Source organism: Flavobacterium azooxidireducens (assembly GCF_023195775.1).
Classification (GTDB): Bacteria; Bacteroidota; Bacteroidia; order Flavobacteriales; family Flavobacteriaceae; genus Flavobacterium; species Flavobacterium azooxidireducens.
The window spans coordinates 2,067,916-2,089,071 of the sequence record NZ_CP096205.1; the positions used below are offsets into that span (position 1 = coordinate 2,067,916).

The 21,156-nt window shown below is 33.6% G+C and carries 12 protein-coding genes and 1 tRNA gene; 8 read left to right on the forward strand and 5 right to left on the reverse strand.

Annotation, left to right across the window (positions count from 1 at the left end; genetic code table 11):
* Positions 1-45: 45 nt before the first annotated feature.
* The 4 genes from M0M57_RS09045 to M0M57_RS09060 all read right to left on the reverse strand — a co-directional run bounded on the left by M0M57_RS09045 (position 46) and on the right by M0M57_RS09060 (position 5,674).
* Positions 46-2,349, reverse strand: a complete 2,304-nt coding sequence (locus tag M0M57_RS09045) for a glycoside hydrolase family 65 protein (RefSeq protein WP_248432729.1) — start codon at positions 2,347-2,349, stop codon at positions 46-48.
* Between the two features lie 82 nt (positions 2,350-2,431).
* Positions 2,432-3,088: a beta-phosphoglucomutase gene (gene pgmB, locus M0M57_RS09050; RefSeq protein WP_248432730.1), complete on the reverse strand. Its 657-nt coding sequence runs from the start codon at positions 3,086-3,088 to the stop codon at positions 2,432-2,434.
* Positions 3,088-4,449, reverse strand: a complete 1,362-nt coding sequence (locus M0M57_RS09055; protein ID WP_248432731.1) for an MFS transporter — start codon at positions 4,447-4,449, stop codon at positions 3,088-3,090. Before M0M57_RS09055 ends, pgmB begins: the two co-directional genes overlap by 1 nt.
* A gap of 199 nt (positions 4,450-4,648) precedes the next feature.
* Positions 4,649-5,674: a LacI family DNA-binding transcriptional regulator gene (locus M0M57_RS09060; protein ID WP_248432732.1), complete on the reverse strand. Its 1,026-nt coding sequence runs from the start codon at positions 5,672-5,674 to the stop codon at positions 4,649-4,651.
* A gap of 225 nt (positions 5,675-5,899) precedes the next feature.
* Here M0M57_RS09060 and M0M57_RS09065 point away from each other — a divergent pair, with 225 nt between their 5' ends.
* From M0M57_RS09065 to M0M57_RS09085, 5 genes are all read left to right on the forward strand, one after another.
* Complete coding sequence (locus tag M0M57_RS09065; RefSeq protein ID WP_248432733.1) at positions 5,900-8,992, forward strand: SusC/RagA family TonB-linked outer membrane protein; 3,093 nt, start codon at positions 5,900-5,902, stop codon at positions 8,990-8,992.
* Between the two features lie 11 nt (positions 8,993-9,003).
* Positions 9,004-10,545, forward strand: coding sequence for a RagB/SusD family nutrient uptake outer membrane protein (locus tag M0M57_RS09070; protein WP_248432734.1), 1,542 nt, complete (start codon positions 9,004-9,006; stop codon positions 10,543-10,545).
* Between the two features lie 16 nt (positions 10,546-10,561).
* On the forward strand, positions 10,562-11,671 hold the full coding sequence (locus M0M57_RS09075; RefSeq protein WP_248432735.1) for a SusE domain-containing protein: 1,110 nt from the start codon (positions 10,562-10,564) through the stop codon (positions 11,669-11,671).
* Between the two features lie 64 nt (positions 11,672-11,735).
* Positions 11,736-14,621 carry an alpha-amylase family glycosyl hydrolase gene (locus M0M57_RS09080; RefSeq protein WP_248432736.1) on the forward strand — a complete coding sequence of 962 codons (2,886 nt, stop codon included), beginning with the start codon at positions 11,736-11,738 and terminating at the stop codon, positions 14,619-14,621.
* 113 nt (positions 14,622-14,734) lie between these two features.
* On the forward strand, positions 14,735-17,554 hold the full coding sequence (locus M0M57_RS09085; protein WP_248432737.1) for an AsmA family protein: 2,820 nt from the start codon (positions 14,735-14,737) through the stop codon (positions 17,552-17,554).
* 52 nt (positions 17,555-17,606) lie between these two features.
* On the opposite strand, the gene M0M57_RS09090 is transcribed toward M0M57_RS09085, so the two are convergent.
* Positions 17,607-17,679, reverse strand: a tRNA-Phe gene (locus tag M0M57_RS09090).
* A 122-nt stretch (positions 17,680-17,801) separates the two neighbouring features.
* On the opposite strand from M0M57_RS09090, the gene M0M57_RS09095 reads away from it, so the two are divergent.
* From M0M57_RS09095 to M0M57_RS09105, 3 genes are read left to right on the forward strand one after another with little or no spacing between them, the layout of a single operon-like run.
* On the forward strand, positions 17,802-18,536 hold the full coding sequence (locus M0M57_RS09095) for a type III pantothenate kinase (RefSeq protein WP_248432738.1): 735 nt from the start codon (positions 17,802-17,804) through the stop codon (positions 18,534-18,536).
* On the forward strand, positions 18,529-19,782 hold the full coding sequence (locus tag M0M57_RS09100; RefSeq protein WP_248432739.1) for an OmpP1/FadL family transporter: 1,254 nt from the start codon (positions 18,529-18,531) through the stop codon (positions 19,780-19,782). The genes M0M57_RS09095 and M0M57_RS09100 overlap by 8 nt, the downstream gene beginning before the upstream one ends.
* An 18-nt stretch (positions 19,783-19,800) precedes the next feature.
* Complete coding sequence (locus M0M57_RS09105; protein ID WP_248432740.1) at positions 19,801-21,156, forward strand: tetratricopeptide repeat protein; 1,356 nt, start codon at positions 19,801-19,803, stop codon at positions 21,154-21,156.

The following is a 21,156-nucleotide window of genomic DNA, read 5'->3' on the forward strand; positions in this document are numbered from 1 at the left end:
GACGCTAAGTAAATCTTTGCGACTTAGCGTCTTTGCGAGAATTTATTATACGGTAACCAAACTATTCGGTTCAACCAAGATTTCTTTTCCTTTTACAAAAACAGTAATAGGTTTATTTCCTTCCAACGAAAATTTCGTTTCATTAGATTGAACAGAAACTTTTAAAATTTGATTTCTGAAATTAATTTTAAACGAATATCCTTTCCATTGTGTTGGGATTTTTGGTTCAAAATGTAAGGTTTCATTTTTAACACGCATTCCACCAAAACCTTCTACAATACTCATCCAAGTTCCAGCCATCGACGTGATGTGTAAACCTTCGTGCACTTCTTTATTATAATCATCTAAATCCAAACGGGAAGTTCGAAGATAAAAAGTATAAGCTTGTTCCATTCTATCCAAAACAGCCGCTTGAATCGAGTGAACACAAGGCGAAAGCGAACTTTCGTGAACGGTAAATGGTTCGTAAAAATCAAAATGTTTCTCTAATTGTTCTTTGCTGAAATGATCTTCAAAGAAATAAAACCCTTGTAACGTGTCAGCTTGTTTGATGTAAGGCGAACGCAAAATTCTATCCCACGACCATTTTTGGTTAATCGGTCGCTGACTTTTATCTAAATCTGAAACTTTTACCAATTCTTTATCTAAGAAACCATCCTGCTGCAAATACACGTCGTGTTCTTCCGAAAAAGGAAAATACATATTGTCGGCAACTTCTTTCCAATGGTTAATTTCAGCCACAGAAAGTTTTACTTTATTTAAAATTCGAGTATAATCCGACGAATATTCTTTTTCAATTTTTTGAATTTGTTCTACCGTATAATCAATACACCATTTGGCAATATAATTGGTGTAAAAATTATTATTCACATTGTTTTCATATTCATTCGGACCCGTTACCCCTAAAATTACATATTGGTTTCGATAGGTAGAGTAGGTGGCTCTTTGATGCCAAAAACGAGCAATTCCGATTAAAACTTCCAGACCTTTTTCAGGAATATAGCTGTAATCTCCGGTAAAACGATAGTAGTTAAAAATAGCAAAAGCAATCGCACCATTTCGGTGAATTTCTTCAAACGTAATTTCCCATTCGTTATGGCATTCTTCGCCGTTCATCGTCACCATCGGGTACAAAGCAGCTCCGTTTTTAAAACCTAGTTTTGCTGCATTTTCAATCGCTTTTTCTAAATGATTGTAGCGATACGTCAATAGATTTCTGGCTACTTGCTGATCTTTTGTAGCCATATAAAAAGGAATGCAATATGCTTCTGTATCCCAATAGGTTGAACCACCGTATTTTTCGCCTGTAAATCCTTTTGGACCAATATTCAAACGAGAATCTTTCCCTAAATAGGTTTGATTTAGTTGAAAAATATTGAAACGAATTCCTTGTTGAGCTTTCACATCACCATCGATGGTAATGTCACTCATTTCCCAAATTTTTGCCCAAGCTTTGATTTGGTCTTCTAGTAATTGGTTGTAACCTAAGGAAATTGCATCAGACACAACTTTTTTAGCCGCTTCTTCTGTGTTTTCGTGGTTCATCGAAACGGTGTAACCACCTATTTTTTGAATAGTCGCTGATTGGTTTTTTGCAATTGAAACTTCATACGAAAATTCAATTTTATCATTTGAAGTTGCAACGTTGGACGGAGAAGCATTCACATTTTTCCCATCCACCAAAATCGTATTTTGCATAAAAGTGGTTGCCGTAAAATGCGTTTTGAAAGTTCTTGCTGTTACAAAAGCTTCGTTTGCATTATTTTTTACATGTAATGGTTCCCAAAATTTTTCTTCCCAGTTGGCATCTTCGTTGTGAACACCAGCATCAATATACGGTCTGAAAACAATTTTCGCATCCTGATTTAAAGCGGTAATTTGATAATTTATTACACCCACTTCATCCAAATCCAATGAAAGAAAACGACGCACTTGCACTTCAATTTCAGTTCCGTTTTGAAGGGTTGCTGTAAAAGAACGATGGTACCAACCTTCTTTCATATTCAACTCTCTACGGAAATTTTTTACTGCTGCACAATTGGCCAAATCTAAATTTTCACCGTTAATTTCGATGTTAATTCCAATCCAATTTGGAGCATTAAGTACTTTGGCGAAATATTCTGGGTAACCGTTTTTCCACCAACCCACTTTTGTTTTATCGGGATAATAAATTCCGGCAATATAACTTCCTTGGAAGGTTTTTCCGGAATAGTATTCTTCAAAATTTGCACGTTGTCCCATGGCACCGTTTCCAATGCTGAACAAACTTTCGGAAGACTTAACCAGGTCTTGTTCAAATCCTTCTTCAATAATCGACCAGTTATCTGGTATGATATAATCTTGGTTCATTAATTTTAGGTTTAAAAAGTTTTAAGTTTCAAGTCTCAAGTTTTGTTGAATAATTTTAAAACTTGAAAACATTAAAATTTTACTATTTATTTATTAGGTTTTGTATAAAATTCAAATCGATGTGTGTAAAATCAGGAAATACGAATTGAGCTTCATGCAAAATACTTTCTTCGCCAATTCCAACACTCGTCATTCCGGCAATATTTGCGGCTTGAACTCCGGCAACAGAATCTTCAAAAACGATACATTCTTCGTTTGAAAAATTCACTTTTTTGGCTCCTTGAATAAAAACTTCCGGATCCGGTTTGGCATTTGATACATCGTTTCCATCCACAATGGCATCAAAATAATCAATAATTTTTGCTTTTTCTAAAATTGGTTTTGCATTTTTACTGGCAGAACCCAATACGATTTTTTGGTTGTTTTCTTTAAGATAAATAAGAACCGGTAAAACTCCCGGCAAGATTTCACTTTCGTCCATATCAACCAAATAGGAAAGATAGTCTTCGTTTTTTTGAATGAGCCATTTGTTTTTGTCTTCCTGAGAAGCTTCCATATTTCCTAAGGCTAAAATGAGGTCGAGTGATCGAACACGACTTACTCCTTTAAGTTCTTCGTTGTGTTCGGGCGTAAATTCGATACCTAGTTGGTGAGCAATCTTTTGCCAAGCTAAATAGTGATATTTTGCTGTATCAACGATTACACCGTCGAGGTCGAATATGAAACATTTTTGATTCATTAGTTTTGTACTACATCATCCACATCTTTTACTTTGTAAACTAAGGCAGCGGCAATTAAGAAACTGACACCGCTAGTTACTAAAGCAAAAATGGCATGATCATTATATAAATATTTAACAAGTAATCCTCCAATGAGGGCATTAATAATCTGTGGAATTACGATAAAGAAATTGAAAATCCCCATATAAACTCCCATTTTCTTGGGTTGAATAGATCCGGCAAGAATGGCATAAGGCATGGCAAGAATACTTGCCCAAGCAATTCCGATACAAATCATTGAAAAAATAAGCGATTCTTTATCAGGCATAAAATACATGGAAATTAATCCAACACCTCCAATGACTAATGAAATTGAATGTGTTCTTTTGCGACCAATTTGCTTTGCGATGTAGGGTAGAGTAAAAGCAAACAGAGCTGATACTAAGTTGTAAACTCCAAATATAACTCCTACCCAATCACCGGCACTTTGAAATTCTGCACTTGAACTGTCATTTACGGGTAAACCATAAATATGTTGAGCTATCGCAGGAGTTGTAAAAACCCACATTCCAAAAAGTCCAAACCAAGAAAAAAATTGGACCCAACTTAATTGACGCATCGTTTCAGGCATTTTTTTGAAATCATCAAAAATATCAACCAAACGAGATTCTTTTTCTTCATAATCCTCTGAAAGAGCATCTTGATGAGCAATTTCATCTTCAAATTTCTTTAATTCTTCTGGGGAATATTCTTTAGTTGTAAATAGTGTAACCAAAATGGAGCCTACAAGAATAATTGCACCAAGAATGAAAGATATTATCAGATTTAATGGCACTGCACCGTTTTCACCACTGTTGGAAACTCCAAACCAATTTGTTAAAACGTAAGGTAGCCATGAACCGATCACAGCACCAAAACCGATTAGGGCAGTTTGAACACTAAAGCCCAATGTTCTTTGATCCGTTCTTAAATTATCGCCAACCAATGCTCGGAAAGGCTCCATAGCAATGTTAAAAGAAGCATCCATAATCATTAACATTCCGGCACCAACCCATAAGGCAGGTAAAATTGCAATAAAAATATCTGCTTGCGGCATTAAAATTAATCCGATTGAAGCAAGTAGTGCACCAGCTAAGAAAAAAGGTTTTCTTCTTCCAAAACGACCCCATGTATTGTCGCTGTAATGACCAATAATTGGTTGAACTATTAATCCCATTAGAGGAGCAATAATCCAAAACCATGAAAGTTCATGTACATCAGCACCAAAAATTTGAAGAATTCTACTGGCATTTGCATTTTGAAGGGCAAAACCCATTTGTATTCCCAAGAAACCGAAACTCATGTTCCAAATTTCCCAGAAACTTAACTTACGCTTTTCCATTATCGTAATTAGTTGATTAATAATACGATAAGCGGTTTATGGCTTATCAAAACTTAGGTTCGAAGTAAAAATACAAGCTTTGATAATTAGTACAAATATAGTTTTTTTTTAAAGCGAAATTATTTTTTAGAAAAAATTATGAAAGTCATTTTTCTATTTTACAATTTTCAAAGTCAATAAAATCAATGGTTTACAGCTACTACAACGTTGGCGTAGATTCTCTTTCGACCAAGTGTGTTTCGATAACTTCGGTTCTGTAATGTTCGTCATCTTCGTCTTCGCTTTCCAATCTTTCGATAAGCATTTTGGCTGCTTTTCCGCCCATTTTAATTCCGTTTTGACTCACAGTTGTAATGCTTGGGGAAGAATATTTAGAAATAATTCCGTCCGTAAAACCAATAACGGCGATATCTTCCGGAATTTTTAATCCAATTTTTAAGGCTGATTTTATTGCGGTGACAGCAAAAAGTTCGTTTACGGCAAAAATAGCGTCAATTTTTTGAGTGTTAATTAGATTGTCAATGGCTTCATCACAATGTTCGATATCTTCAATTTTAAGAATTAAATTTTCATCAATTTTAATGTCATTTGATTTTAAGGCTTTCAAATAACCTTCGGTTCTTAGTTTTCCAACACTAACATAATCAACTGTTGTAATTAAAGCAATTTTTTTCAAACCTTTATCAATAAGCGTTTGAACGGCTTGGATGGCGGATAAATTATCATCAATAATCACTTTATCACACAAAATATCATTCGTAACACGATCAAACATCACAACGGGCATCCCTTGGTTGATGACTTCGGAGATATGGTGAAAATCTTTCTTTTGCTGTGTTTCTTTAGATAATGACATTATAAATCCATCGATGCTTCCATTGGCCAACATTTCCATATTAATTACTTCTTTATCAAACGATTCATCTGATAAACAAACTATTACGTTGTAGCCGTGTTCGTTAGCCACATTTTCTACACCGCTAATTACTGTAGCAAAAAAATGATGCACAATTTCTGGAATTATAATTCCGATGGTTTTCGTTTTTTTGTTTTTTAAACTAAGGGCGATATTGTTGGGTTTGTAGTTGTATAATTTGGCAAAAGCTTGCACTTTTTGACGGGTATCTTCACTTATTTCGGCACTGTCTTTTAGTGATTTAGAAACGGTAGAAATGGAAACATCTAATTCTCTAGCAATTTGCTTTAATGTAACTTTTCTTTTCATGTTATTTTGGACTTATTAATGATTTGCGAATAAAGATAAATTTTATTTTTTAGAATCGGAATTTTTAGCTTAAAAATAAGCATTATTATAAAAGTTTTCAACACGAAAACGTTTTCGCAAGGTGTTTCGAAAATGTTTATTCAAAAAGACAAAAATTTTACTTAAATTTAACATTCGAAGTCAAAAATACAAGCAAAAAACACAATTTTAACCTAAACAAACTGTATGAAAACAATTTCTAAAAAGTTGTTATTTTTATTGCTACTACTGCCACTTAGTGTGCTGGCTCAGAGCACTGTAAGCGGCGTTGTGACCGACAAATCGTCTGGACAACCCCTACCGGGAGTAAATGTAATTATTAAAGGTACCACTAAGGGTACTACAACCGATTTTGATGGTAAGTATATGCTGTCGAATGTGAATAGTGGAGAGGTGATTGAATTTTCTTTTGTAGGATATCAGACCACTGACGTTCCTTACACTGTTCAAAACACAATTAATATTTCTCTTGGGGAGGAAGTGGATAACTTAGAAGAAGTTGTCTTGATTGGTTATGGTTCAGTTAAGAAGAAGGATGCAACTGGTTCGGTTACGCAAGTAACTTCAAAAGAATTTAATAAAGGAGCAATTGTCTCTGCTGATCAGTTATTGACTGGTAAAGCTGCCGGTGTTAGAATTACTTCCAATGGTGGACAGCCGGATGCTGCACCAAACATTAGAATCCGTGGTGGTTCATCTATTAGTGCCAACAACAATCCATTAATTGTTATTGATGGAATTCCTGTAGACAATGTTAACCCCGCGGGTGTAGGAAATCCATTATCTTTAATCAACCCTAATGATATTGAAAGTTTTACAGTATTAAAAGATGCTTCTGCAACCGCTATTTATGGTTCTAGAGCTTCAAATGGGGTTATTATTATCACTACAAAAAAAGGTTCTAAAGGAGCTCCAACATTTAATTATTCCTCTAATCTTTCTTATGGTCAAGTTGGCAAGAAAGTTAATGTAATGAATTCGGGAGAGTTTGTTAGATTTATTCAAGAGTATCACCCAACATTTACCAATCTATTAGGTGTTGCCGATCCAGATGCTCCAATTGGCACCACAGATGATTTAGCTACTCCGCAAATTGAAGGAAGGATTATTTATGACACGGATTGGCAGGATGCTATTTTTAGAAATTCTTTTTCTACTGACCATAATTTTAGTGCTAATGCAAATTTAGGAGGTAAAGTTCCTTTCAGAGGGTCTTTTGGTTACACTAAAAACGAAGGATTGGTGAAAACAAATGATTATGAGCGTTTTACTTACTCTTTGAAGTTTACACCAACACTTTTAAAAGATCATTTAAAAATTGATTTTAACTTAAAGGGAGTTCACAGTTTAAAAAACAATATCGATGAGGGTGGTGCGTTAGGAGGTGCTATAAACATGGATCCAACTAAACCTATTTATGATAATTCTCCTTCTAATATTTTTGGAGGATATTATCAAGATTTGTTGTTAAACGGAAATAGAAATATTTTGAATGGTCAATCTAACCCATTGGCTTTACTTGAGCAAAAAAACAATCCACAAAAAAATCAACGTTTATTGACAAATGTTGAGTTTGATTACAAAATGCATTTTCTTCCAGAATTGAGAGCAATTGTAAACCTTGGTTTAGATGCGTCTCAATCTTTAATAAGAGAAAATTTTGGAGATAATTCAATTGCTACTTATAGACATAATCAAGGAACTAATCCAAACACAAATTATGTGTTTAATCCAGGATTAAATTATTTTGAGAAGCAAAGAATTACTAATACAACTATGGATGCTTATTTAGCCTATGGCAAAAGAATGGAAAATAGTATCATTACTAATATTGACATTCAAGGAGGTTATTCTTATCAGAATTTCAAAAATGATGGATTTAGTGATCGTTTTAGATATAACATAGACTCAGGCATTAGAGAACCAGAAATAAATGAGCAAAATCCAACTAATAGATACTATAATGTATTAAACCTGCAGTCTTACTTCGGAAGAATGAATTTGGATTTAGTTAATAAATATTTATTTACTTTCTCATTAAGAGCAGATGGCTCTTCGTTATTTAGAGAAGAGAATAGATGGGGCTATTTTCCAGCCGCAGCTGTTGCTTGGAAAGTTAAAGAAGAAACTTTTTTAAGAGATTCTAAAGCGGTAAACGATTTGAAAATCAGACTAGGTTGGGGTAAAACTGGACAACAAGATATCACAGGAATCGTAGGGTACTATCCTTCTATTCCATTATTTGGATTAGGAAGTAATGCAAGTCAGTATTTACCTGGTTCTAATCTATATTCTGCAATACCATTTAATGAGGATTTGACATGGGAAAAAACAACATCCTATAACGTTGGTATTGATTTTGATTTATTCAAAAATTCTTTTTTAACTGGTAGTTTAGATTTCTATTCTAGAGAGACATCAGATTTGCTTGCAAGAGTTGATTTACCACCTGGACAAGGATTAACCAATGCTTTTGTTAAGAATGTTGGTAATACGGATAGTAAAGGTTTTGAGCTTAATTTAGGATTAAAACTTTTGAAAACAGAAAGTACAAGTTTGGAATTTAATTCTAACATGGCATACAACTTTTCAGAAGTTACAAATTTAGAAGATGTTCAGTCTATTCAAGCTGGAGAGTCAAGATTACCTGTGCAGACAGGTTTGTTTTTGGCAAACCATGCAGTTGGTCAACAACCATATTCAGCTTGGGTTTTTCGCCAATTATATGATGGCTCAGGAAATCCTGTTGTTGGAGCATATGTAGATAGAAACGGAGACGGACAAATTACTAATGAAGATAGATACTATAAGGCATTGAGACCTAATTGGACATTTGGATTTGGATTTAATTTCAATTATAAAAATTGGGATTTAAGTTCAAGTTTTAGAGGACAAATTGGCGGTCAAGTTTATAATTCTAGAAAACTTACTTCTGGTTGGGTAGATAAAGCTCTTCCTGTAAATAATAATAGCTTGAGTAATGTCTTGGATTTTTATTCGGGGGAAGCAGATGATAATTTTATTAATATAAATGGGAATATTCCACTATCTGACTATTTCTTAGAAGATGCTACTTTCTTACGTTGTGAGAATATTATATTAGGGTATCGATTTAATAAATTTTACAAGTCAACATCATTGAGAGTTTATGCGGCTTTAAACAATCCATTCATTATTACAAAATACTCTGGTCAAGATCCAGAGAATTTTAACTCAATTGATAATAATTTCTATCCTAGACCAAGAGTATATACTGTTGGATTAAGTTTTGATTTTTAAAAAAAATAAATATGAAAAAAATTAAGTTTTACGGATTAAGTATTCTGCTTTTGGCCGGATTGTCTTGTTCAGATGATTTGGATACAGTGCCAAAAGTAGAGTTGTCATTGGATCAACTTTTACAACAAGATCCTAATGCGATTGATGGTATTATGTCAAAATTATATGGTTCTTTTGCACTGTCAGGACCAAATGGACCGGGAAGTTCTGATATATCTGGTGATGATGCTGGAGAATCTCCCTTTTTAAGAGGTATTATAAATCTGCAAGAGTTTACAGCAGATGGTATAAAAAACAGATGGGGCGATGATGGTTTAGACCAATTGACTACAACTTCCGGTTGGGATGCTAACAATAAATTCTTTAGGTATTTATACAACAGAGTTTATTACACAGTACCGCAATGTAACAATTTGTTACCTGTTTTAAATTCTATTGATTTTCCTCAAAAAGATCAAGTTGTTGGAGAGGTTAAGTTTATCAGAGCTCTTGCATACTACTACATGATTGATTGTTTCGGAAAAGGAGTTTTAGTTACAGAAGAGAATTCTAGTTCAGGAGTTCCATTACCTCAATCAAGTCGTCAAGAATTATTCGATTTTGTTGAAGCAGAATTATTAGATGCAGAAACTAAACTTCCTGACAACAATTCTTATGGTAGAGCAAATAAATCTGCTGCTAGAATGTTATTAGCAAAATTATATATTAATGCTCAAGTTTACATAGGTGTAGCAAGATATGATGAGGCGTTAACTTATTCAAACAAAGTAATCACAGAAGGTAATTATTCTTTAGACCCAAATTTTGTTAGAATATTTTCAGGAGATAATCATACTTCACCAGAAATAATTTATCCATTAATTGCTGATGCTTTGGTAAGTCAAAGTTATGGAAACACTACTTATATTGTAAATGGAAGTTTAAATCCAGAAACAATGAATTTGGCAGATTATGGAGCAACTGCAGGTTGGGGTGGACACAGAGCAACAAAAGCTTGGTATGGTTTGTTTGGAAATTTGAATACTTCTACAGATATTAGAGCATCACTTTTCTGGACAGCAGGTCATTCTTTTGAAATGAATGATTATAAAGAATGGACAAATGGATACCCATCAATCAAGTTTAGAAATTCTAATTTTGGTTCCTCTTCAAGTCAAACGGAATTTTCAGGAACAGATTTTCCATTATTTAGATTAGCTGATGCTTATTTAATGTATGCAGAATGTGTTGTAAGAGGAGCAGCTGGTGGAAATCTTACACAAGCGGTGAATTATGTTAACCAAATTAGAACTAGATCTAACGCTAGTGAAATTACACCAGGTGCATTAACACTTGATTTTATTATTGACGAAAGAGGAAGAGAATTAAATTTTGAAGGTCACAGAAGAACAGACTTAATCAGATATGGTAAATTCACAGGCGGAAGCTATTTATGGCCTTGGAAAGGAAATAATGTAAATGGTACTTCTATTCCAAGTCACTACAACCTTTTCCCAATCCCACAATCTGCTATTGGAGCAAACCCTAATTTAACACAAAACCCAGGATATTAATTTTAAAAAAATAAAAATGAAAAAAATATTAAAAAGCTTATCATTTGCATCACTTTTTTTGATTGCAGTGTCATGTGAAAATGACGATTTTTCTGTCGCAACTGCTACAGGAGGACCTGAATTATTAACGCCAGAGAGCGGAAATGAATATAATCTTTCGCCTGAAAATCCAGAATCAGAAGCCACTACATTTGTATGGAATCATGCTGATTATGATGTTCAAACAGAAGTGAATTATGTGCTTCAATTCGCATTAGCAGGTACAGAATTTGCAGCAGTATCAGAAATAGGGCCTTCAACTCAAAGATTCAGAAAAGTAACTGTTGCCGAAATGAATGCTGCAATGTTGGAAATAGAGGCTGAACCATTTGTCTTAACAAATGTTGATGTAAGAGTTAAAGCTTATTTAGGGAGCAATGAATCTATGCCTTTGTATTCTAACGTAATCAGTATATCAGTTACACCATTTACCTTAGATTTGCCTTTATTGTGGATTCCTGGAAGTTATCAAGCAGAATCTGGTTATGGAAGTGATAATTGGTCTCATGCTTTAGCACCTTCATTAGCAGCTTCTGCCTATGGGAAAACTGATTTTGAAGGATATGTATATTTTGCAAATAACGTAATAGCCGATAATGATAACGGGTTCAAATTTTCTACTCAACAAAATTGGGACGGAACCAATTATGGTGATGATGGATCATTTTCAGGCATCTTAAGCAGTACCGGTTCAAATATTGGAGTGCAAGCAGGTTTTTACAGAGTAAGAGCCAACACGGGTGAAGTTACTGAGGCTAACCCAAACGGACTTACTTATTCAACCGTTCAAGTGAGTTGGGGTATAATTGGTGCAGCAACGCCAACAGGATGGGATTCTGATACTGACTTAGTTTATAATCCAACAACTAAAAAATTAGAGATTGCAAGTATTGCTTTAGTGCCTGGAGGTTTCAAATTTAGAGGTAATAATGCATGGGATAATGGATTTGATTTAGGAACAGTTGATGAAGACGGTTTTCTACAACCTTCAGGAGATTTAACATTTGATGGGCCTGAAGGAAACTACAAAGTTGTGTTAGATTTATCTAATCCAAGACAATATACTTATGAGTTAATAGCTCTATAAATAAGTTAATTTATTAAAAGGGCTGTATCTCTACAGCCCTTTTTTATCATTAAAAAATTTTACTATGAGAAGAAATTATTTTTTTACTTTTTTATTAGCCTTAATTTCGTCATTCAATTTTGCTCAAGTTACAATTACACCAGCATCTTTTAATGTTGATGATCAAATTACTATTACAGTTTCAACAGCAGCTCAAGCGTGTAATTTAATCGGTACTAATCCTGCAAAAGTTTACATGCATGCCGGAATAGGAGATGACGTAAATGCTTTTGGCTTCTCCGTTATTGGAAATTGGGGACAAGATGACAATATTGGTTTAATGACCAATAATGGAAATGGTACATGGTCAATTACCTTGACTCCAAGTACTTATTTTGGTATTAACGCTACGCAACAAGCCAATGCTACAAAGCTTGGAATGGTATTTAGAAATGCAAACGGCTCTCAAACATTAAAACTACCACCGTCTTGTGGTGATTTTATTTTTAATGTTGGAACTTTTCAGGTTAATCTAACTTCACCAAGCAACAATAGTTCTACAATTATTAACTCAGGTGGAAACATTTCTGTAGCGGCCACAAACACAGGCGGTAATGCAAGTTATGTTTTAAAAGCAAATGGAGTTACTATTAATACAAATGCTTCAACAGCAAGTTACGCATTCAATCATACAAATATAATTTCTAATCAAAGTTATGAATTACAAGTAACGCAAGGTTCTTCAACAATCACTAGAAGATTTAGTGCAATTGTAAATCCGGGTACTTTGTCTCAAGCAATTCCTAGCGGACTAGAAGATGGTATCAATTATAATCCAAACGACCCAACAAAAGCAACATTAAAATTAAATGCTCCCGGAAAAGATTTTGTTTATGTAGCCGGTAGTTTTAATAACTATCAACCCGATGCTTCTTATGCCATGAAAAGAGATCCATCAACTAATATTTTTTGGTTAGAATTAACTGGTTTAACACCAGGTCAAATTTACACCTATCAATATTGGGTGGTAGATCAAACTCCTGTTCCAAATTCTCCTGTACTTGTGAAAACGGCAGACATGTATTCTACGTTGGTTTTGTCTCCTTTTGATGATCCATGGATTCCAACGTCAACCTATCCAAATTTACCTGCTTATCCTGCCGGTCAAGAAAGAGAAGTTACTGTTTTACAAACTGGACAAACTCCTTATAATTGGAGTGATGCAACCTTAAATTTCGTTAAGCCAAGTAAAGATAATTTAGTGGTTTATGAAGTTTTAGTGAGGGATTTTGATGCAAATAGAAATTACCAAGACTTAATAAACAAAATTGATTATTTCAAAGATCTTGGGGTTAACGCCATTGAGCTTATGCCTGTCATGGAATTTGAAGGAAATGAAAGCTGGGGTTATAATACTTCTTTTCACTTAGCACTTGATAAATTTTATGGCACTGCAGATAAATTTAAAGAATTGGTTGACGTTTGTCACCAAAACGGAATTGCTGTTATTTTAGATGTGGCTTTAAATCATTCTTTTGGTAGAAATCCTGGAATAAGAATGTGGATGAACGATCCTGAAGGAGACGGATGGGGACCACCATCTTCTGATAATCCGTACTACAACACTACCGCTAGACACAGCTATAGTGTAGGTGAAGATTTTAATCATCAATCCGCTTTAACTCAGTATTACACCAAAAGAGTTGTTAAACAATGGATTGAAGAATTTAAAATTGATGGTTTCCGTTGGGATTTAACCAAAGGTTTTACACAAAACTGTACTGGTGGTGATGATGGTTGCACCAATGCCTATCAAGCAGATAGGGTGCAAGTTTTAAAAGATTACGCAGATTATTCTTGGAGTTTAGATCCAAACCATATTGTAATTTTTGAGCATTTAGGTTCAGATAACGAAGAACAACAATGGGCAAACTACAAATTAAACGAAGGTAAAGGTATTTTAATGTGGGGTGAAATGTTCACACAATACAAAGAACTTGCCATGGGATTTGCCAATCAAAACATTACCAGAATGGGTCATGTGAGCAGAGGTTTTGCTGGAAAACGTTTAATCGGATATCCGGAAAGCCATGACAAAGATAGAATGATGTATGAAGCAATAACGTATGGAAATGGTGGAGGTTCTGCACCTGTAAATGGAAATTTAACTAATGCTCTAGCCAGAATGGGAGCAATTGGAGCAACTAGTATTCTAGTTCCTGGTCCAAAAATGATTTGGCATTTTGGTGAGCTTGGTAGTAATCAATCAATTTATACTTGTGCCAATGGAACAGTTAATGATGAAGGTCCTTTCTTTCCTGGAGATTGTAAATTAGATACCAAACCTCAAGTACAGTGGTCTGAAAATTGGTTGTCAGATCCAAGAAGAACAGCTATTTATGACGACTGGGCTAGAATGATTAAATTAAAAATTAACGAACCGGTTTTCAATGGGGATTATTCAATTAGTCCAAACGGAAGTAATATTCGTCAACGTATTTATGTTTTTGATAATTCTTTACCAGCTTCACAGTTAAAAAACGTTGTGATTTTGGCTAATTTTTCAGTTGCAGCCCAAAACATCACTCCAGATTTCCCTTACACAGGAACATGGTATGATTTAATGGACGACACATCATTTACTGTTGCAAACACTACAACAGCGATCAATCTTCAACCAGGACAATTCAGAGTTTATGGAAATCAACCATCAACATTGTCAACCAATAATTTTGAAATGAATACAAACGTAACGTTGGCACCAAACCCAACTTCTAATTCGTTTACTATTTCAGTTGCCACGACAAAAGTTGAAGTTTACTCTGTAACAGGTCAATTAGTAAAATCATTCAACAAATCGTTTAGTGCAGATTATTCTTTTGATGTAAGTGATCTGAACAAAGGAATTTATTTTGTTAAAGCTGCCGATGAAAACGGAAGTGAAAAAACAATGAAATTACTCAAAAATTAATATTTGAAGTTAGTTAGTTATAGTACAATGCCATTAAACCCAGTTATTTAGCTGGGTTTTTTGTTGTTTTTAAAACTATTGTAAATTAGATTCGAATAATTTAATTTCGTGTCATGAAAAAATCAATAAAATCAATCGTTTTAAAGATTCTAAAAATAACAGGAATCACCATAGCCGTTTTATTGTTATTGCTTTTTCTATTGCCCACACTTTTTCCGGAAACCATAACCAATAAAGTTAAATCGTTTGCAAATGAAAAACTAAATGGAGAATTGAGCTTCAAAGAAACAAATCTTTCCTTTTTTACTCATTTTCCTTCTCTAACGCTATCATTAGATGAATTTTTGTTAAAAGGTTCAGCTCCGTTCGAAAAAGACACGTTAATTTCTGCCAAAGAAATTGCATTCGGAATTAATGTAAAATCTATCTTTTTTGATGAGAAGATTAAAATTGACAAAATTTTTGTGTCCGATGGATTTATCAATGTAAAAGTGAACAAAAAAGGTCAGCCTAATTACAATGTGTATGTTTCAGAAAGTAAAGAAGAATCCACAGATTCTACCTCTGCTTCCATAAAATTAGAAAGAATAGACATAAAAAAAATACGATTGGTTTATGAAGATCAATCTGCAAAAATGCTAATCAAAGCTAAAGAATTCAATTATTTAGGAAAAGGAGATTTACACGAATCAATTTTCGATTTAAAAACAAAAGCTCAAATTGAAGGCTTTGATTTTTCATTTGATAACGAAGAATATTTAAAAAACAAAAAGGTAAACGCTGAACTCATTACCAAAATAAACACCAATTCTCTCGCCTTAATTTTTGAGGAAAACAACCTGATGATTAACAAACTTCCTGTTGAATTTAAAGGCAAATTCAATTTCTTAAAAAATGGTTACGATTTAGATTTTAATGTAAAATCTGTAAACAGTAAGCTCAATGATTTCTTTACAGCTTTACCGCCACAGTTCATCACTTGGCTTTCCAAAACAAACATCAAAGGAAAAACAGACTTGCTATTTTCGTTAAGAGGGAAATACATAGCAGAAGAAAATAAAAAACCGGATATTCATTTTAACATGAAAATTCGAGATGGATTTATTTCATACAACAACACGCCACTTCCGGCAGAAAACATATTTCTAAATTTCGATACCAAATTACCGTCGTTAGATATAGAAAAATTGATTTTAAAGATCGACTCTGTCTATTTTGATGTAGGAAAAGATTTTTTCAACGGGAACGTAAAAGTGAATGGTTTGTCAAGTCCGACGATTGATGCCAGAATTCGATCAAAATTAGATTTAGCAAAGCTTGATCAGGCTTTTGGTCTTGAAAATATGGATTTGAAAGGAAGTTTTTCTGCCGATATTGTTTCAAAAGGAAAGTATAATAAAGAACAGAAAAAATTCCCTGTTACAAGAGGAAATTTAGAACTTAAAAATGGTTTTGTAAAGACAATTTATTATCCAAACCCGATAAAAAATATCAATTTTAAAGCAGTAGCTTCTGATGCTTCGGGTGAATTTAAAGATTTGAATGTATTGATTTCTCCAGCTACATTAGAATTTGAAGGAAAACCATTTGATTTGTATGCTAAGCTTCAAAATTTTGATGATATTGATTATGATATCAAAGCAAAAGGCGAATTAAACATTGAAAAAATATACAAAGTATTCTCGCAAAAAGGATTAGGTGTAACCGGTTTTGCCAAAATGGATGTGGCTTTTCAGGGCAAACAAAGTGATGCAACGTCAGGAAAATACGCCAATCTAAATAATAAAGGAACGTTAGAGCTCAAAGAGATTAAAATTAATTCCGAATTCTTACCTAAACCATTTATAATAAACGAAGGGTTGTTTTTGTTTAATCAGGACAAGATGAATTTCAATAATTTTATCGCATCCTACGGGCAATCTGATTTCAAGATGAATGGCTTCATGGAAAATGTCATCAATTTTACCCTCTCAGATAGTGAAATTTTGAAAGGCAGTTTTTCTGTTGATTCCGATTTTATTCAAATAAATGAATTCATGGCTTTTGCAAATGAAACGCAAGAAGAAAAAGATAAAACGGTTCAAAATGGCGTGGTTGTAATTCCATCTAAATTTGATTTTAATCTGAAAGCAAACGTAAAAAAAATCAATTTTGATGATTTGAATATTGAAAATCTGATAGGAAAAGTCAATGTTAATCAAGGAAAATTGATGTTACAAAACACCTCGTTTTCAATTATAGGAACAAAAGTTACTATGAATGCAATTTACTTTCATGAAACGCCAACCCGTGCCGATTTTGATTATAAAATTAAAGCATTAGATTTTGATATTAAACGGGCTTACAACGAAATTGCTCTATTTAGAGAAATGGCTTCTGCGGCAGAATATGCAGAGGGAACTGTTTCATTAGATTATAAAATTGCCGGAAAATTAGATGGAAATATGACGCCAGTTTTCCCTTCCTTGATTGGAGGAGGAACACTTTCTGTAAAAAATGTAAAGATGAAAGGCTTTAAACTATTTAACATAGTTAGTCAAAAAACCGAAACCGATGCGTTGAAAGATCCGGATATTTCCAAAATTGATATCAAAACAACAGTAAAAAACAATTTGATAAAAATTGAGCGTTTCAAATTCAAATCTGCCGGATTCAGACCTAGAATTGAAGGCGAAACCAGTTTTGATGGAAAAATTAATTTGAAAATGCGAATCGGACTTCCACCATTAGGAATCATCGGAATACCAATAAAAGTTACCGGGACACAAGAAAACCTAGAAATTGGAGTAGGAAAAAAGACCGAAGATTTAGAAGAAACCGAATATGTTGAAGGAATGGAAGAAGCAAAACCTGAAATTAAAACCACAACAACTCCGAGTGTTTCAGATGAATTGAAACCTCAAACGGTTATAGATTCGATAAAAACGGATTAAATCAGAATATAATAAAAAACAAAAAACCCGAATATTGCTATTCGGGTTTAAGTGGTACCTCCAGGGATCGAACCAGGGACACATGGATTTTCAGTCCATTGCTCTACCATCTGAGCTAAGGTACCTTTAACAATTTTGAGCATTACTGCTTGTTGATTGCGGGTGCAAATATAGAACGATTTTTATTTTATACAAAACAATTATTAAAAAAAATCTATTCGTACCTTCGTCGGCAGAAATATAAAACATGGTTTTAGTTGTAGATATAGGGAATACAAGAATTAAATGTGCTGTTTATGAGCTTGATACACTTATGGAATCTTATGTGTTTACTGATGAAGCAGCTGAAAATAATTTTAAAAATATTTTGTTGTCCTATCCAAAAATCAACAATTTGATCGTTTCTTCTGTTGGAAAAAATCTAAGTTTTGATTTAGAAACTCTTTCAAATAGTATTAATGTCCACTTTGTTTCCAATTTAGATTTTTTTCCTTTTCAAAATAAATACGCCACACCAAAAACATTAGGAGTTGATAGAATGATTCTTGCGGCAGGAGCAACACTGTTATATCCAAACCAAAATCGTTTGATTATTGATGTAGGAACCTGCATTACCTATGATTTTGTTGATAAGGATAATAACTATTGGGGCGGAGCAATTTCGCCTGGTTTTAAACTTAGGTATGAATCATTACATCAATTTACCGCAAAATTACCATTGTTAGCACTTGAAGAGCCTGTAGGGTTGGTTGGCAACTCAACAAATCAATCCATTCATTCCGGAGTAGTGAACGGTTTAATTTGTGAAATAGATGGCATTATAGACCGTTATAAACAGCAATATGAAAACTTTACCATAATTTTAACGGGTGGAGACACTGTTTTTTTGGCAAAAAGATTAAAAAATACCATATTTGCCAATTCAAATTTCCTTTTGGAGAGTTTGAACCAATTTTTTCAATATACAATCAAAAATGATTAAAAAAATTCTGATAGGCTTTTGCTTATTTTTATCAGCTGTAACGTGGGCTCAGGAAGGAACTTCATCTCCTTATTCTTTTTACGGAATTGGAGATATAAAATTTAAAGGCACTGTTGAAAACCGTTCAATGGGGGGTGTTAGTGTTTTTAATGATTCCATCCATGTAAATCTACAAAATCCAGCTTCGTTTTCACATTTAAAGTTCACTACTTTTACAGTAGGTGCAAATTACAACAATGTAAAATTAGAAACAGAATCACAATCTGAAAAAGCAACTCGAACAACAATCGATTATTTGGTAGTGGCAATGCCAATATCAAAAAAGTTTGGTGCTTCGCTTGGTCTTCTTCCTTTTTCATCGGTTGGTTATAAAATTCAAAATGTAAATGCAGACCCTACTCAAACGAGTTCAAGGTATTTTGGTGAAGGCGGTGTAAACAGACTTTTTGGCGGACTGGGATATAAGTTTAACGACAATTTTAGCATTGGTGCCGATATAAATTATAATTTTGGAAATATTTCTACCACAGCAGTTGATTATATTCCTGAGGTTCAATATGGAACAAGAGAATTAAATGAAAGTAGATTAAATGGTGTGAATTATAATTTCGGAATGATGTATAACAGAAAAGTAACAGAAAAGTTGACAGTTTTTGGAAGCTTAGCTTATTCTCCCGAAAGTAATATGAATATTGATAATGAGAGAAATATAACAACGGTATTAGTTGCCGCAAATTTTAATTTTGTACCACAAGACGAAGGAATAACCCAACTAAGTACTTCTAAGCTTAAATTGCCTTCTAAATTTGTTTTAGGGGCAGGAATTGGTGAAGTTAGAAAATGGGCAGTTGGAGCTGAATTAACAATGCAACAATCAAGCAGTTTTGGTAATCGTTTTAATGATATTGACAATGTTGAGTATGAAAATTCAACAAAGTTCAGTTTTGGTGGATATTTCATCCCTAAATACAATTCTTTTAATAAGTATTTAGAAAGAGTGACCTACAGAGCCGGTTTTAACTATGAAAACACTGGCTTAATAATAAACAATAAGGCAATAAATAATTATGGCATAACTTTTGGTTTAGGTTTACCACTTGGAGGAAGTTTTTCAAACATCAACGTAGGTGTTGAGTACGGAAAAAGAGGAACAATCTATTCTGGACTTGTTGAAGAAAACTACACCAATATTTTTATAAGTTTATCATTAAATGATAGATGGTTTGTTAAAAGAAAATATGAATAATACAGAAATTTTATAACTATGAAAACTAAATTAATTATTGTATTTGCGTTTCTCATCGGAATGATGAACGGAAAAGCTCAGAACGCCGCCGATTGTGCAGAAAAATTATCCATTTTTAATGAGCTTTGCAAAGCTAAAGATTTTACTGCCGCTTATGAACCATGGATGTATTCTCGTAAAAACTGTGCTTCTTTTCATAATGCAATATACATTAGAGGAGAACAAATATTAAATTACCGGATAGAAAACGCTAAAACTCCAGCTGATAAAGAAAAAGAAGTTCGCGATTTAGTAAAAATGTACGGAGAGTTTGACACTCATTTCCCTGATAATAACAGAGGAAATAAAGTAAGAAAAGCAATGGCATTGTTCGAAAACAATGTGGGAACTCCAGATGAAGTGTATGGCTTACTTGACGATGCTTTTAAAACAGATAGAGCTAACTTTACTAACGCAAAAGCACTTTATGTTTACTTTGAAATTTATGTAAACGATTTTGAAGCAGGTAAAAAAGGTATTCAATTACAAGATTTGTTTAACAAATACGACGAAATTTCAGATAAAATTGACGAAGAAGAGAAAAAACTTTCGGATGATTTAGATGTAATTTTACAAAAAGAAGAAGCAGGAACTGCATTAACAACTAAAGAAGAAAATGTTAAAAGTGTTAATCAAATTAACTTAGACGCTTTTCAAACCATTAGAACAAGTATGGATAACAAAATTGCTCAGTTGTCTACTTGTGAACGTTTGATTCCATTTTTAGGAGCAAGTTTTGAAGAGAAAAAAGGTGATGCAGAATGGTTAAAGAGAGCAGCAGATCGTTTAGACAAAAAAGGTTGTGCTTCTGATCCTTTGTTTTCAAAAATTTCAGATGCTTTGCATGCCTTAAATCCAACAGCAGAATCTGCTTATAATTTAGGAGTTTCTTTTTACAACAAAAAGAATACAACCAAAGCATTAGAGTATTTTAACCAATCAGCAGAATTGCAAAAAGACAATACCAAAAAAGCAAACGTATATTACACAATTGCCAGAAATATATACGGAAGTAGTAATAAGTCTCAAGCAAGAACTTATGCAGAAAAAGCATTAGCAGCAAAACCATCTTTGGGAGAGGCTCAGGTTTTTATCGCTCAGTTGTATGCTAACAGTGCAAACGAATGTGGAAACGATCCTTTCGAAAAAAGAGCTATCTATTGGTTAGCGGCTCAAACTGCTAGAAAAGCAGGAACGTCAGCAGGAAACGCTGCCGCTGCATCTTATGATAAACTAGCTCCTTCAAAAGCAGATATTCACAGTGCAGGTAGAGCAGGTGAGTCTATCCGTTTTAATTGTTGGGTAGGAAGAAGTGTTACAGTTCCTAACTTATAA